At 65.4% G+C, this 14,784-nt stretch carries 10 protein-coding genes; 6 read left to right on the forward strand and 4 right to left on the reverse strand.

Features of this window, described 5'->3' with window-relative positions; all coding sequences use genetic code 11:
• Positions 1-21: 21 nt before the first annotated feature.
• The 3 genes from ACTJJP_RS15565 to ACTJJP_RS15575 all read right to left on the reverse strand — a co-directional run bounded on the left by ACTJJP_RS15565 (position 22) and on the right by ACTJJP_RS15575 (position 5,313).
• Positions 22-1,278 (reverse strand): alpha/beta hydrolase family esterase, encoded by a 1,257-nt coding sequence (locus tag ACTJJP_RS15565; protein WP_440775890.1) that lies wholly within the window; start codon positions 1,276-1,278, stop codon positions 22-24.
• 107 nt (positions 1,279-1,385) lie between these two features.
• Entirely contained in the window at positions 1,386-2,006 is a 621-nt protein-coding gene (locus tag ACTJJP_RS15570) for a hypothetical protein (protein ID WP_440775891.1), read from the reverse strand.
• Positions 2,007-2,040: 34 nt separating this feature from the next.
• Complete coding sequence (locus ACTJJP_RS15575; protein WP_440775892.1) at positions 2,041-5,313, reverse strand: cellulase family glycosylhydrolase; 3,273 nt, start codon at positions 5,311-5,313, stop codon at positions 2,041-2,043.
• 354 nt (positions 5,314-5,667) lie between these two features.
• Between ACTJJP_RS15575 and ACTJJP_RS15580 the strand changes: the two genes are divergently transcribed.
• A complete protein-coding gene (locus ACTJJP_RS15580; protein ID WP_440775893.1) occupies positions 5,668-6,669 on the forward strand; it encodes a glycosyl hydrolase in 1,002 nt (333 codons plus the stop codon).
• A gap of 6 nt (positions 6,670-6,675) precedes the next feature.
• On the opposite strand, the gene ACTJJP_RS15585 is transcribed toward ACTJJP_RS15580, so the two are convergent.
• Entirely contained in the window at positions 6,676-7,902 is a 1,227-nt protein-coding gene (locus tag ACTJJP_RS15585; RefSeq protein WP_440775894.1) for an ROK family protein, read from the reverse strand.
• 99 nt (positions 7,903-8,001) lie between these two features.
• On the opposite strand from ACTJJP_RS15585, the gene ACTJJP_RS15590 reads away from it, so the two are divergent.
• The 5 genes from ACTJJP_RS15590 (at position 8,002) to ACTJJP_RS15610 (ending at position 14,783) form a co-directional block, all read left to right on the forward strand.
• Positions 8,002-8,814: a LacI family DNA-binding transcriptional regulator gene (locus ACTJJP_RS15590; protein ID WP_440775895.1), complete on the forward strand. Its 813-nt coding sequence runs from the start codon at positions 8,002-8,004 to the stop codon at positions 8,812-8,814.
• Positions 8,815-9,119: 305 nt separating this feature from the next.
• Positions 9,120-10,418 (forward strand): ABC transporter substrate-binding protein, encoded by a 1,299-nt coding sequence (locus ACTJJP_RS15595; protein WP_440323367.1) that lies wholly within the window; start codon positions 9,120-9,122, stop codon positions 10,416-10,418.
• A 44-nt stretch (positions 10,419-10,462) separates the two neighbouring features.
• Positions 10,463-11,407: a carbohydrate ABC transporter permease gene (locus tag ACTJJP_RS15600; protein WP_440775896.1), complete on the forward strand. Its 945-nt coding sequence runs from the start codon at positions 10,463-10,465 to the stop codon at positions 11,405-11,407.
• The gene (locus tag ACTJJP_RS15605) at positions 11,404-12,306 is read left to right on the forward strand and encodes a carbohydrate ABC transporter permease (RefSeq protein ID WP_440775897.1); all 903 of its coding nucleotides are present in this window, start codon (positions 11,404-11,406) and stop codon (positions 12,304-12,306) included. Before ACTJJP_RS15600 ends, ACTJJP_RS15605 begins: the two co-directional genes overlap by 4 nt.
• Positions 12,303-14,783, forward strand: coding sequence for a glycoside hydrolase family 2 protein (locus ACTJJP_RS15610; RefSeq protein ID WP_440775898.1), 2,481 nt, complete (start codon positions 12,303-12,305; stop codon positions 14,781-14,783). Before ACTJJP_RS15605 ends, ACTJJP_RS15610 begins: the two co-directional genes overlap by 4 nt.
• Position 14,784: the final 1 nt, after the last annotated feature.

Here is a 14,784-nt window from a genome sequence, read left to right on the forward strand (position 1 = left end):
GGCGATCTCGCTTCTCTCAGGTTAGGAGCAGGTGCGTGCGTCGTAGGACGCGGGTACCTGCGTCGTGCTCTCTTGACCCGCAGCTTCGCTGGTCACTGTGATGTTGAGCGTTCCGCTGGCTACTGATGACTGGCGGGTGGTGATGACGCTGAAGGCCGTCTGCCTCGCGGCGATCTCACCGAGCTCCTTAGTCGGGTTGCTGAGGGTTGCTTGCACGGGGACGACGTCGTCGTTCTTCACGTTGAGGGTGAGGAAGACTTTCCCGGTCACGCAACGGGTTCCTGCTGTCGCGGTGACCTGCACCTTCGGCGGGGCGGTGCGCTGGTGGGCGGCGAAGAATTCCCAGATCAGTGCTGAGGCGTTGATGCTGCGGTCGATGACTCCGTCTTGTCGGGCGTTCGTCCCGGGCCAGGTGTGGCCGCCGCCGGCGACGGTGAGCAACGCTACGTCGGTACCAGCAGCACATCCTGGGTAGCTGCGTTCGGTGACGGTACTGGTGACGGTGCTGATGGTCGCTGGTGTGTCGCAGGAGTCAAGCGTGGCCCATGCGGCCATGGCCGTGTCGACGCTGTATCCCCAGCGTCGGTCTGTGTTGCCGTTGTATTGGTTCGTGTAATCCGCGGTGCCGTGCACGGCAAGGACGGATACAGGTGCGCTCGGGGTGCAGGAGCCGGCTTCGATGACGGACACGTTGGTCGGGTTGGCGCGACCGGCGCGAACTCCTCCGACCGGTGCGACGGCAGAGATCAGATCGGCGCGTGCGCAGGCCAGTGCAGATGCCATGCGACCGCCTCCGGAGTACCCGGTCACGGCTACCGAGCCGCTTTTGGCGCAGCCTGCGTCGATGAGTGTGGTGATGAGCGCGCTGAGGAAGGCGACCTCATCGCGTGAGCCGGCGGGTGGGTTGGCGCCTGAAGTGAGGGGCACGCCGGGAACATTCCAGGCGAACGTGCCAGCACCGAAGGGAACACCGGCTGAGGGGTTTGCGACGATGAACCCCTTCGTGTCCGACAGAGCGTCGAAGCCGGAGATCGCGGCCTGAGAAGAGCCGGTGCTGTCAGTGCCGTGCAGGTCGAGCACCAATGGCGCCGGGGCGGTCACACCTCCCGCGGGGGCATGGACACGGACCTGATAGGTGGTGCCTGATAGTTCGATCGGCAGCGACGACGTGCCCGGGGGGAGCGTGCAGTTGGCGTCAGGGGAGGTGGCGGCGGTTGCGGGTGACGCGGGGATGAAGAGAGCGAGGGCGAGGGCCATCGTTGCGGTGAGCGCCGTCATCAGGCGGAGGGGTGGGTTGGACATCGTCGTTCATTTCTCGAGCAGGGACGCGGCAAAGACGGGGCACGGGGAGCGGCAGAGGCCGCTCCCCGTGTTGACAGCAGCTGTTATTCGAAGAGCGACAGCGTGATTGTGGATGAGTAGCTGCCGGTGGTCACGCTTGCAGGCGTTCGAAGGAACAAGTCAGCGGAGACCGACCACTGGCCTTCTGGGTTGATTTCGGCGGAGTCGCTGGCCATGGCCAGGAGCTCGCGGTCAACAAGACCGACACCGTTGGGTCCTCCGTCGAGGACGGTGTCGACAGGGTCGCCGGCGGCGACCGAACCGGGATCGGTGGCACCGGTGAGCATCGGTGACCATCCCAGGTGGTCGGCGGTGATGATGTCGCCGTCGCTGGAGACGAAGTCGGTTGCCGATCCGAGCACGTACCAGAACGCGCCGCCGGGGACGTCGGCTGCTTCGCGGGTGTCGGTGACAGTGACCGTGGGGAGCTTCCCGGTGAACTGGCGCACGGTTCCCGTGGAGCCGTTTTCCGTGAGGGTGGTGCTGGTTCCGGCGACGGTCAGAGACAGTGTTCCCGTGCCGGGCGCGCGAGGGATTTCGACGTTGACGGTGACGTCACTGTCGTCGCCGTACTGCGTTTCGGCGACGGCAGCGGTGGTGGCTGCACTTGAGGCGAGGAGGCCGAGTGCGACGGCGGCGATGCAGACGTTCGCGATTTTCTTCATGGTGTTCTCCTGATGAGGGTGATCGGGTGACGCGTCAGCCACAGGTCTTTGCGGCGTAGGGCGCTTTGACGGTCGAGGTGATCTTCTGGCCGTCGACGGTGGCCGCGATGTCGACCGTCACGGTGCCGGCGGGAATGGTCTTCGATCGCGTCGTGAAGGAGTGGAAGGCATCCTTCTTCGGTTGAACCGAGGCGAACGTCTTGGTTCCGTACGAGCTGGTGGCTTTGAGGTCCACGGGGAAGGCGTTGTTGTTGACAAGGTTGAGGGTCACGAATGCTTTCCCTGCGATGCAGCGCGTTCCTGCGACGCCAGAGACGTCGAGCTGGGGAGCGGCCTTGGCTGGCTGAACTCGAACATCGTCGACCGTCAGCGTTCCGGTACCCGTTCCGCCGAGGTAGAACGCGTACTGGGTGATGGAGCTGAGATCGAGCGTGCTTCCTGCGGCCCACGGGGGGTTTTTGAAGGCGGTGAAGTCGACCGAGTAGGTTCGCCAACCGGCTTCGGTGACCGGAACCGCGGCCTCCCAGTAGGCTCCGGCCGCCACGAACTGGACGCTCAGGGTCTGCCCGGGCGTGGCCTGTGCGTCGAACTGCAGCTGCTTGTAACCCCACCATGATTGGGGAGCGGTGAGGGTGCGTACAACGCCGGCGTACCCCGGGCCGGTGAGGTCGTAAGCGAAGTTCGCGGCTTTGCTCTTCGTCTTCGGATTGGTCGTGAGGGTCGCTGTCACCGATCCGCCGCCGGTGTTCCGCGGATATGCGGTGGCGAGGGCCGCATTGTCGGCGTAGGCCTCGAAGTCATCGACGATGAGCGTGGTGGTGGGCAGTGCCGCTGTGGTGAAAGAGGAGACCGCGGGTGACGCTTGGGTTTCTCCGTAGCCGTTCACGGCGACCACCTGCCAGTAGTACGTGGTTCCGGGCTGCAATGCCGTCCGCGGAGTGAACGCGGTTGTGGTCACCGTGTCCGACTTCTCCACGATGTTTGTCAGCTTCGCATCGGTGGCGAGCACAACGCGGTAGAACACTGCGTTGGATGAGCCGGACCACGCGAGCTTGGGCACGCCGGTGACGGGTGAGGTGGAGGATGGCTCGGTCACCGTGAAGGCTCCAGGCGCGGCGGGTGCGGGAGTTTTCGGCGAGAACAGTGTGAGCTCACCGATCTGGGGAGTCCATGGCTGACCCTGTGCGCCGTCCCACGACACGCGCAGATAGTTCACGTCGGAGAGTCCTTCGACGGAGTAGTCGTATTTCTTCCAGTTGCCGGTTCCCCCAGTGATCTGGGGGGTCAACGTGGTGAAGTTCGTTCCGTCAGCGGAGCCGGAGACGGTGAGAGGAATGACGGGCTGGTCGGGCCAGTACCACGCGGTGAATGCTGCACCCGAGATGTCTTCGTACTTCCAGGTCAGGCTGCTCGGGTCAGCGCTGTCTCGCTTGACCCGACTCGTGTCCCCGCCGAACTGCGCAGGATTTCCGGAATCGATCGACAGGGCTCCTGTCTTTGCGAAGATGCGCGAGAAGTCGTTGAGGGGGTCGACAAGAGCTGCTCCGTCGGGGGCGCCCGTCAAAGTGGCACGTGTGAGTTCTACGCCAGCTGCCGCAGGGAACGTGATTCGAACGTTCTTGCCGGCCAAGCCCGTGGCCGTGAGGACCGTCTGGCCGTCTGAGTCGGTGGCGGTTGTGGTCGCATCGGTCCACGTGGCACCGTCGGGGCTCGATGAGATGCGCACGCGTGCCGCGTCGCCGGCGCTGAGAATGAACGATGCGGTCTTTGCGCCGGGGAAAGTCCAGGTCAGCGAACCGGTGTCGGTTGTGGCAACGGCTCGACCTCCAGACGTCGTGGCGATGATCTTGACGTTGCTGGAACCGCTGCTGAGTCGAAGGTTCTCGAGCGGGTCCACCAGCACCGCCGCTCCCCGAGGTACTGCGACCTCGTCGGACGTCGCCATGGAGCCGTCTTGCTTCTGCCCTGTCACCCGGTAACGGACATCTCCGCCGCCCGCTTGGTCGATGATGGGGGATGCTTCTGCGGGGGCGGTTGTGATGGTCGACCACGTTCTGCCGTCCGTGGAGCGTTCGATGAGGTAGCTTCCGGCTCCTGCTGCGCCACGCCAGGCAATGGAGTTGATCCCGTTTGTGGACTTGATCTCCGTGATGAGGGGCTTTGCGAGGGGGACGGTGTCCGTGGCGGATCCGAGTGCGCGCGAGTAGTCCTTGATCGCCTTGTTCGCCGCCCGCGACGGTTCGCTCTCGCCCGGGTAGTGCAGGGTGAATCCGTCATCGTGCGGTACGAACCCGCCCCGGTCGTTGTGCGGGAAGAGGGACCAGAACATCATTCCGGTGACGTCGGGGTTATTGACGAGGGGGGTGAACAGCTCGCTTGAGGCTGCGGGGGAGCCGTACTCGCCGGCGATGTATGCCTTTCCGGCATCGGTGACGGTTGCGGCGTCGGATGCCACCTTCTGCGCGGTCGGGGGGTAGTAGTGCACATCGACGATGTCGAGTTCGGGCGCAGCGAGAGTGTCTGGGTCGATGTCGAAGCGGCGTCCGGCCGCGATGAGCTGCTGGGGTGCGCGTTCGGAGATGAAGTCGACCTGGGCATTGATCCAGTCGAGGGTCATGCCCTCGAGTTCGTTACCGAGCTCCCACGCGAGCACGGTGGGGTCATCGACGTATTTGACTCCGGTGAGAGCGTTCGTGCGGGAGAGGATCACGTCGACGTACTGCTGATATGCCGCGATAGCGGCGGGGGAGGTGTAGAAGTCGGCGGACTGCAGGCCCAGGGGAGTCGTGAAGTCACGATGACCGCCGTGGTAGTACGCCCACTCGTCGGTCAGCGGAAGGATGAGGCGGATGCCGCGGCTCCCCGCATACGCCACGGCGAAGTCGATCGTGCGGAACGCGTCTTCGTTGTACTCGCCGAGGCGCGGCATGATCGCCAGCGGGTTGGCGTTGTCCTGGGACGTGGAGGCCATCATGTGCGAGCGCACCACGGTCAGACCGAGCTCGTCCGCGGTGTCGATCGCATCTTTGATGCGGAAAAAGGTCGGGTAGTCGATGCCACCGACGTTCTCGTCGAGACCAAGCCAATAGGCGTTGGTCCCGTTAAACCGGAAAGTTTCGCCGTCGAGGGTGAGGCGTGCCCCGTCCCTCTCGACGAAGCTGTGGTTTTGATTTACCCACCCCGCCTCGCTCTCCGTCGCCTGCGGCACCGGTGTGGCGGAGGCGGACCAGCTGGGTAACAGGCTGGCGATGACCGCAATGGTTGCGATCGAAACGACCGCTCCTCGACGTTGTCTCGATGTGCGCATGTGCGTCTCCTATGACGGCAGGGGCGTGCGGCGTTCTGAAACAGAGATGCCAGGCGCGCAGCACACGGGAATGTGTGAGCTCCTGCGCACCCTGCGCTCGGGTCGCCTGGTGAACGGATGCTCCACCATCCCGCCCCAGTGTGTGGCTCGTCAAGAGTTTCATCAATTATTTATTTTGTTGCGGATGGCGCTGAACCCCATGTGCGCGCGCGACGTCCCTGGGTCTCTCGCAATCGATGTCCGCGGGGTCAGATCTGGCCCCGCGACAATAAAATTAGTTGCTTATGTAAGTCTGGACGGGGCGCTGTCTTACCGGCATGCTGAAAGCCTCAACGACGAGGAGGGGCTTCGCCCATGAAACGATCACGAGTGTTCGGTGTTTTCGGAATGACCCTGGCGGCGCTGTGCGCTACCGCTGTCGTGCAGCCGCCCACTGCCGCGGAGGCCTTCCAGCCCTCCACGCGCACGGCGGTCATCCAGTATCTGAACTCCATCACGGGTACGAACATCGTCTCCGGCCAGCACAACAAAGAACCCGCATCGCAGCCGGCGCAGTACACGCAGCAAGTCAAGGACATCACCGGCCAGTACCCCGGGCTCTGGGGCGGCGACCTGTTCTTCACCGCCACGGACGCAGCCAACCGCCAGCGGGTGGTAGATCAAGCGAAGACGGAGTGGAAGAACGGCTCCTTGGTGACAATCGCGTGGCACGCCTGTCCGCCCACCGGTCCGAGCACCTGCTCCTTCGACGGTGGGGTCAAGAGCAACATCTCCGACGCGCAATTCCAGCAGATCGTTACGGGCGGTACCGCCCTGAACGCCACGTGGCGCCAGCGCATGGCCGAGGTGGTGCCCTACCTGCGACAGCTGCGTGACGCGGGGGTACCGGTGCTGTTCCGCCCGTTCCACGAGATGAACGAAACCTGGAACTGGTGGGGCGGCCGACCGGGAGTCAACGGCGGCGCCAAGATCTTCCAACAGATGAAGGACTATTTCGACGCGCAGGGGCTCAGCAACCTCATCTGGGTGTGGAACGTGCAGGACAACCCGAACGCGAACTGGGCCAGCTACTACCCCGGCTCCTCCTACGTCGACGTCGTCTCACTGGACGTCTGGTACAAGGACTACCCGAGCTCGAGCGATTACTCGCAGATGCAGAGCATCGCAGGGGGCAAGCCCATCGCGATCGCGGAGATGGGCAAGGTCCCGTCGTCCAACCTGCTCACGTCGCAGACGCGATGGTCCTATTTCATGGTCTGGTCTGAACAGCTGCGCCAGAGGAACTCCAATGCTGAGATCCAGGCAGCGTACTTCCACCCGCGGGTACTCAATCAGGGGGAGGTTGCGCTGCCCTGATTGCCGTCACGGCCCGGCGAAGCGCAGCGCCGGGCCGTGGCCGGGGGCGAGCTGCCCCTGCAGGGTTAACGCCGCAGCACCGATGGCTGCCGAGTCGGTCGGATTGATGGACAGATCGACCAGGGTCGAATGCGCGTTACGGGCGAAGGCTCGCTCGAGGGCGGTGCGCACCTCCCGTACGAAGATCGAGCCGGCCGTGGCGACACCGGGTCCCGAGAGGACGATCTCGTCGAGGTCGAACAAGTTGGTGAGGGTGAGAACGGCTCCGGCGACCGCGTGAGCACTGTCGGTCACGAGGGCTTGCGCCTTCACATGACCTCCGACGGCTGCGCGGGAGAGGAGTTCCCAGTTCTGCGCAACCGGCGCATGCTTGTCGAGGCTGAGAGAATCGGTGATGTCTTCGTCATCGAGGGCTCGCGCGACGACGATACGCGGCGCGGCTATGACCTCCAAGCATCCGACGTTTCCACAGAAACAGGCCGGCCCGCGCCGATCGATAGTGATGTGTCCCACCTCGGCCGCGTTGGAGCTCGACCCGCGGAAGAGCGCCCCGTCCACGACCACGCCAGCCCCGATTCCAGAACCGATGTAGACACACGCGAAGGCGCTGTAGCGCGACACCCCGCGGCTCCAGAACTCGCCTAGAGCCGCAGCGCTGGCGTCATTGTCCACCAGGACCGGCATCCGAAGGGCAGCTTCGAACTCCTCCTGCAGAGACACCTCTCGCCAATGGGGGAGGGCGGGCGCCTCGGTGATGATCCCTGCATTCGACCGCATGGGGCCGGGGATCACGACCGCGACGCCTTGTACGCTCGTCACCGGAATGTCCGCTGCGTCCATGAAGGCTCGCACCGACTCGGTGAGACGCGCGATCACCTTTGTCGGCTGCTCGGTGCCCACGCCGGGGAGACGTTCGCGGGCAATAACCCCGCCATTGGTGTCGGTGGCGACCAGGGTCACCGACTCGAATCCCAGCTGGATGCCGACGCCGTGGCGTGCCCGTCGATTGATGTCGAGCAGTCGCCGGGGTTTCCCCCCTGTGGAGGGCACGGTGCCCGCTTCTACGATCACTTCGTCGTCAAGAAGCTTGCGCACGATGAGCGAGATGGCCGGTTGCGTCAGGCCGGTCGCTGTGGTCAGCTCCGTCCGGCTGATGGGGCCGGCGGAGCGAATGAGATCGACGACCAGCGCCCGGCTGCCGGGAGACTCCGGGGTCGCCTGCGGCCGTGCCATCGGGTCGCCTCCTGTGGCGCTGAGTAGATTGGGGTCCGGTTGAACCCCGAGAGGATCGTACCCGTGACGCACTTGCGACCCCCCATCGGTCTCGCGCTCGTGCGCGACACCGAGATCCTCGGCGCGGAACCGTACTTCCACGACCTCATCGCCGGTATCGAAGAGGTGACGCTGCCTCAGGGGCATCCAGTGCTCCTGCGGGTTCTCGCATCAACCACCGACGAGAACCGGCTGTATCGAGCCTGGGCCGCGGCGGAGGCGGTAGCCGCCGTCCTCCTCGTCGACATCCAGGAGAACGACCCGCGGCCTGCACTTTCCGTCGATCTCGGCCTCGCGGCCGTCGTCGTCGGGCCTCCGGTTGCGGAAGACCTCATGACGGTCTGGACCGATGATGACACCGCGATGCGGCTCGCAGCTCAGCATCTCATCGGGCAGGGGCATAAGGAGATCCTTCACGTGGGTGGGCCGCCCTCCATCCGGCATTCTGCGTCGCGCCGCAGCACGTTCGAAGCCACCTGCGCGGAGGGGGACGTCGTGGCACGGGTCGCCACGGGGGACTACTCGCGCGCCTCCGGCCTCAAAGCAACCGCAGCAGCGCTCGCGGAGCACCCCGGAATCACCGCGGCGCTCTACGACAGCGACCTGATGGCGCTGGGAGGGCTGGACGCGGCAGCGACCGCGCATCGAGCCGTGCCGGATTCCCTCGCGATTATCGCCTGGGACGACTCGATCCAGGCGCAGCTGTCCACGCCGCCCCTGAGTGCAATTGCGCGCGATACGCGCGCGGTAGGACGCCTCATCGGTCACGCCGTCCTCGACGTGCTCGCCGGCGCCCCCGCGACCGTGCGCCACGCCGCCGACGCGGATCTGCGAATCCGGCACAGCTCGAGCCGTGATCAAGCTGTTACATAAATAACTTATTTAACCTCTTGACCTCCTGAGCGACCTCGCGGATGCTGGGTTCATCGCCGAACGGCGAAACCCACCCGCCGGTCGAAGGAGCTCGGTTGCCTCGTTCTCGAACGTCCGCCCTCGGCTTCCCGGCCGCAGATGCTTGCGGGTTGCTGCCGCTGCGCCCGGCTATGCGCAGCCGAAGCTGACGGGCCTGCCCTAGACGGGTCCGTTCGCGCGCGTGGTAGCGCTCGCGTCCTCATTCCCCGACCACCCCATCTGGTGCGGCTTCGGTGCCGCCGCCGCACCCCTTCAAAGGAGAAACAATGATGAAAAGGCATGCCATCACCGCCGCGGGCCTGACCACCGTGGCCGCGCTGGCCCTCGCGGGCTGCTCGGGCGGAGGCTCGGCCAGCACCGACGAGAACCCGTCCGGGGAGATCACGGTCCTGACCAACCGCACCGACATCGTCGACACCGTCTTCGCGGACTACGTCACGGAATTCCAGAAGACCTACCCCGACGTGCAAGTGAAGTTCGAAGCCCTCACCGACTACGAGGGTGATGTCCGCATCCGCTTGAACTCACGCGACTACGGCGACGTCCTGCTCATTCCGACTTCGAACGTCACGCGCGACCAGTACCCCGAGTTCTTCGAGCCGCTCGGCGACGAGCAGGAACTCTCGCAGACGTACCGCTTCACCAACGACGGCGCCTATGACGGCACCGTGTACGGGCTGTCGACCTTCGGATCGGCGATGGGCTACGTCTTCAACCGCGACGTGTTCACGGCCGCTGGCGTGACCACGCCTCCGACAACCGAACAGGAGTACCTCGCTGCGCTCCAGAAGGTCAAAGACACCGGCGTCACCCCGTACTACACGAACTACAAAGACGGCTGGCCCCTCTCGACGCTCGCCGGCAACATCGGCGGTGTCACCGGCGCCGGCGCCCTGAACGCCATGACGGGCGAGGACGCTCCCTGGAGCGCGGGCAACGACATCTACGACGTCGACGGTCTGCTCTACGACACCGTCGCCGCCGGCCTGAGCGAAGCCGACCCCACCACGACGAACTGGGAGGAATCGAAGAACCTCCTCGCCTCCGGACAGATCGGCTCGATGATCCTCGGATCGTGGGCCGTGACGCAGATGCAGGACGCCGCGGAAGCCGCCGGCAACGCGCGCGACTCGATCGGCTTTTGGCCCATGCCGTGGCAGACAGACGGTGCGTTCACCTCCGTCACCGCCACCGACAAGCTGCTTGCCGTGAGCAAGTTCTCCGAGAACAAGCCCGCCGCGAAGGCCTGGGTCGACTGGTTCGAGACGAAGTCGGGCTTTGCCGAGAGCCAGGGCGCGATCAGCCCGCTCAAGGCCGATGAGGCTCCCGCCACCCTTTCCGACTTCACGGAGCTTGGCGTGCAGTACGTCGAACTCGACCCGCGCCCGAAGGGCGAGGAGAGCCTGATCACCGACATCGCCAACACGGCCGAAATCACGCTGTTCGGCGAGAAGTACCGGCAGGAGCTGATCGACACCGCCCGCGGGGCCCGCGACGGCGACAAGGACTCCATCTTCGCCGACCTCAACTCGCGTTGGGGTCAGGCGGTCGAAGCCAGCAAGTGATACCCCCGGTGCGGGGNCACCACCCTGACGGAAAGGAGTGCGTGATGGCTATTGCCGAAGGCACCCCCCTCGAGACCCTCCCCGCCCGCCGGCGCTTGCGGCGAGCGGGCCCCCGTCGCTCCGCCGCCCGCGGGTGGCGGGTCACCCCGTGGTTGTTCCTGCTCGTGCCGTTAGCGTTCCTCGTCCTGTTCACGTACATCCCCGTCGCCAATTCGTTCTGGTACAGCGTCACCGACTGGGACGGACTCGACCCGCAGCAGAACTTCGTCGGACTCGAGAACTACATCCAGATCTTCACGCGCCCCGAGTACTTCCAGGTGTTCGCGGTGAGCCTGTACTACCTGGTCGGCGCGATCGCCCAGCTCGGACTGGCGCTCCTGTTCGCCGTGCTGTTGAGCTTCCGCACGCGGTTCAAGAACTTCTTCAAGGGCGTCATCTTCTTCCCGTACCTCATCAACGGGGTCGCGATCGGGCTGATGTTCCTGTTCTTCTTCCGGCCGGGCGGCACCCTCGACAGCATCCTCGCCGCCGTCGGAGTCGTCGACCCGCCGCAGTGGCTGGGCGACCCGTCCATCGTGAACGTCTCGCTCGCCGCTACCTCGGTCTGGCGTTACATGGGGCTGAACTTCGTGCTGTTCCTCGGCGCCATTCAATCGGTGCCCTCGGAGCAGTACGAGGCTGCCGATCTCGACGGCGCGAACTCCTGGCAGAAGTTCCGCTTCATCATCCTCCCCAGCATCCGGCGCATTCTCGGACTGTCGCTGATTCTCGCCGTCTCGGGAGCGCTGTCCGCGTTCGAGATGCCGTACATCATGACCGGCGGGGCGAACGGGTCCGAGACCTTCGTCATCCAGACCGTCGACACCGCCTTCCGCTTCGCCCAGGTCGGCTTGGCCTCCGCGATGGCCGTGGTGCTCCTGGTAATCGTGCTCACCATCACCGCGGTCCAGCGGCGGTTCTTCCCTGACGAGAAAGCGAGCGTGCAATGACCGGCGTCCTCACCCCGACTGCCACATCCCCTCGGGTCTCGTCGGTGCCGGCGCCAAAGCGCCGCCGACGGGTCGATGGCGGGTGGGTGGCAACGGTGCTGAAGTACACAGCGCTCGTGGTGGCGTGCCTTTTCGCGCTGCTCCCGATCGTTACGATCTTCGCCCTGGCGTTCAAGACGCCCGCTGAATACCGCTCGACGGGTCCGCTGGACCCGCCATCGAACTGGCTGAACTTCGACAACTTCGTCATCGCCTTCACACAGGGCGGAATGCTGACCGGGTTCATCAATACCGCGATCATCCTCGTGGTCTCGATCACCGGGACCATTTTCATCGGCACGATGACGGCGTACGCCGTCGATCGGTTCCGTTTCCGTGGCCGCGCGCTGGTGACGGGCGTCTTCTTGTTGGCGACGCTCGTCCCCTCGATCACCACGCAGGTCGCGACGTTCCAGGTCATCAGCGCCCTCGACCTGTTCAACACCCGATGGGCCGCGATCGTGCTGTTCACCGGCACCGACATCATCGCCATCTACATCTTCCTGCAGTTCATGCAGAACATCCCCGTCGCCCTCGACGAGGCCGCGATGATCGACGGCGCCAACCGTTTCACCGTCTATTGGCGCATCATCCTCCCCCTGCTCAAGCCCGCCATCGCCACCGTGGTCATCATCAAGGGGATCGCGGTCTACAACGAGTTCTACATCCCATTCCTGTACATGCCCTCGCGGGATCTCGGAGTCATCTCCACCTCGCTGTTCCGCTTCATGGGGCCCTTCGGGTCGCAGTGGGAGGTCATCGCCGCGGGCACCATCCTCGTCATCGTCCCCACCCTCGTCGCCTTCCTCTTCCTGCAGCGATTCATCTACAACGGACTCACCTCTGGAGCCACCAAATGACCGACGTCACCACCGCACGACCCGTCGCCGCCAGCACCATCGCCCTCCCCGAGGTGTGGAACCTGCGGGCCCTCGACGGCCCCGTGCCCGTCGACATCGCGGGCCGGACCATTCCCGCCAACGTGCCCGGCCTGGTCCACGTCGCCCTCCTCGACGCTGGGCTCATCCCCGACCCGTTCCTCGACCGCAACGAAACTCAGGTCACGTGGATCGGGCAGAGCGCGTGGGAGTACGCCACGACCTTCACCTGGCAGGCAGACGGGCAGGACCGGCACGATCTCGTCTTCGACGGTCTCGACACCTTCGCCGAGATCGTTCTGAACGGCCACCTGCTCGGGCGCACGCGCAACCAGCACCGCACCTACCGCCTCCGCATCGACGAGGCGCTGCGCGAGGGCGAGAACGAGCTCGTCGTGACGTTCGCCTCACCCGTCGCCGAAGCCGACCGGGCGAGCCTCGAGATCGGCTACCGCCCCCACACCTACTTCCACCCGTTCAACGCCGTCCGAAAAGCTGCGTGCAACTTTGGATGGGACTGGGGTCTGGATGCCGCGTCCTCCGGCATCTGGAAGTCGGCACGTCTCGAGGCATGGTCGGGGGCACGTCTGGCAGCTACCCGTCCCGTGGTGACGGTCGAGGGCACCACGGGTGTCGTCGCCGTGCAGGTGGAGATCGAGCGCGCCGACGACGCCGACTACCGCGTCGTCGTCGCGCTCGAGGACGGCCGCACGGCCCAGATCGATCTCACCGCGGGCGCAACCTCCGGTGTCGTCGAGCTGCGGGCCGCCGATGTGAAGCTGTGGTGGCCGCGTGGGTTCGGTGATCAGCCGCTCTACGACCTCGTCGTCACTCTCGAGCACGAGGAGGCGACACTTGCCGAGCGGACGCACCGGATCGGATTCCGCACCATCGACGTGCAACTCGAGCGCGACGACGAGGGCACATCCTTCCGGTTCGTCGTCAACGGCGAACCAGTCTGGATCCGCGGGGCCAATTGGATCCCCGACGACGCCTTCATCACCCGCGTCACGCGAGAACGCCTCGCCCACCGTCTCGACCAGGCGGAGTTCGCGAACATGAACCTCCTTCGCATCTGGGGCGGCGGATACTACGAGTCGGACGACTTCTACGACCTCTGCGACGAACGCGGCATCCTCGTCTGGCAGGACTTCCTCTTCGCATGCGCAAGCTACGCCGAAGAAGAGCCGCTGTGGTCCGAAGTCGAGGCCGAGGCACGGGACAACATCACCCGCATCATGCCCCACCCCAGCCTCGCGCTCTGGAACGGCAACAACGAGAACGTCTGGGGCTACGAAGAATGGGGCTGGGCGAAGCGTCTGCAGGGCCGCACCTGGGGCCTCGGCTACTACCTCGACCTCCTGCCCCGGCTCGTCGCGGAACTCGACCCGGCACGTTCCTACACCCCCGCGAGCCCGTGGTCCGGAGATCCGGAGATCTTCGCGAACGACCCCGACCACGGCTCCGTGCACCTCTGGGAACTGTGGAACCGCGTCGACTACCCCGCCTACCGTGACATCCACGCGCGCTTCGTCGCCGAGTTCGGGTGGCAAGGTCCGGCGACCTGGTCGAGCATCACCCACGCCATCTCGGACTCACCCCTCACCCCCGAATCGCCGGGAATGTTCCACCACCAGAAGGCGACCGACGGCAACGACAAACTGACCGACGGACTCGTCGCCCACCTGCCCCTCCCGGACGACACCGAGGACTGGCACTGGGCGATGTCGCTCAACCAAGCGCTGGCGGTGACGGTGGCGATCGAGCACATGCGTTCGGAGTCACCGCGCTGCATGGGTTCGGTGGTGTGGCAGCTCAACGACTGCTGGCCGGTCACATCGTGGGCAGCCGTCGACGGCTACGGTCGCGCGAAGCCGCTGCTGTACGCCCTGCGTCACGTGTACACCGACCGTCTCTTGACCGTGCAACCGCGCGATGGAGGTCTCGCCGCGATCGCCGTCAACGACGCGGGCGCTCCGTGGCACGGACCGATCGTGACCCGACGGATGTCCTACGACGGGACGGTCCTGGCCGAGGCGAGCTTCGCACTGGACATCGATGCGCGCGGGGAGGTCACCCTCGCTCTGCCCGCCGACGTGGCCGAGCCGACGGATGCTGCGAGTGAGGTGATCGTCGTCGAATCCGATGGTGTGCGGGCGCTGTGGTTCTTCGCCGAGCACCGCGTGTCGTCCCTCGCGCGGGCCGAGGTGGTCACGGATGCGCGACGCACGGCATCCGGTTACGACGTCACGGTGAAGGCATCGAACCTCGTGCGAGACCTCGCGTTGCTGGTGGACAAGGTCGATCCCGAGGCGGTGGTCGACGACATGCTCGTCACCCTGCTTCCCGGTGAGACCGTGACCTTCCACGTGCGCAGCGACTGGGACGGGGAGCCGGAGCGCTTCTGCGCCCCCGATGTCCTGCGAACCTCCAACCAGCTCGTCGCGGACTGGAACTGAT

This window comes from Microbacterium sp. 22296, from assembly GCF_052045385.1.
Classification (GTDB): Bacteria; Actinomycetota; Actinomycetes; order Actinomycetales; family Microbacteriaceae; genus Microbacterium.

What these genes read in the sequence shown, in the direction of transcription:
- ACTJJP_RS15565 (WP_440775890.1), bottom strand. Translation starts at nt 1,278, where the DNA reads ATGACGGCGCTCACCGCAACGATGGCCCTCGCCCTCGCTCTCTTCATC.
- ACTJJP_RS15570 (WP_440775891.1), bottom strand. Translation starts at nt 2,006, where the DNA reads ATGAAGAAAATCGCGAACGTCTGCATCGCCGCCGTCGCACTCGGCCTC.
- ACTJJP_RS15575 (WP_440775892.1), bottom strand. Translation starts at nt 5,313, where the DNA reads ATGCGCACATCGAGACAACGTCGAGGAGCGGTCGTTTCGATCGCAACC.
- ACTJJP_RS15580 (WP_440775893.1), top strand. Translation starts at nt 5,668, where the DNA reads ATGAAACGATCACGAGTGTTCGGTGTTTTCGGAATGACCCTGGCGGCG.
- ACTJJP_RS15585 (WP_440775894.1), bottom strand. Translation starts at nt 7,902, where the DNA reads ATGGCACGGCCGCAGGCGACCCCGGAGTCTCCCGGCAGCCGGGCGCTG.
- ACTJJP_RS15595 (WP_440323367.1), top strand. Translation starts at nt 9,120, where the DNA reads ATGATGAAAAGGCATGCCATCACCGCCGCGGGCCTGACCACCGTGGCC.
- ACTJJP_RS15600 (WP_440775896.1), top strand. Translation starts at nt 10,463, where the DNA reads ATGGCTATTGCCGAAGGCACCCCCCTCGAGACCCTCCCCGCCCGCCGG.
- ACTJJP_RS15605 (WP_440775897.1), top strand. Translation starts at nt 11,404, where the DNA reads ATGACCGGCGTCCTCACCCCGACTGCCACATCCCCTCGGGTCTCGTCG.
- ACTJJP_RS15610 (WP_440775898.1), top strand. Translation starts at nt 12,303, where the DNA reads ATGACCGACGTCACCACCGCACGACCCGTCGCCGCCAGCACCATCGCC.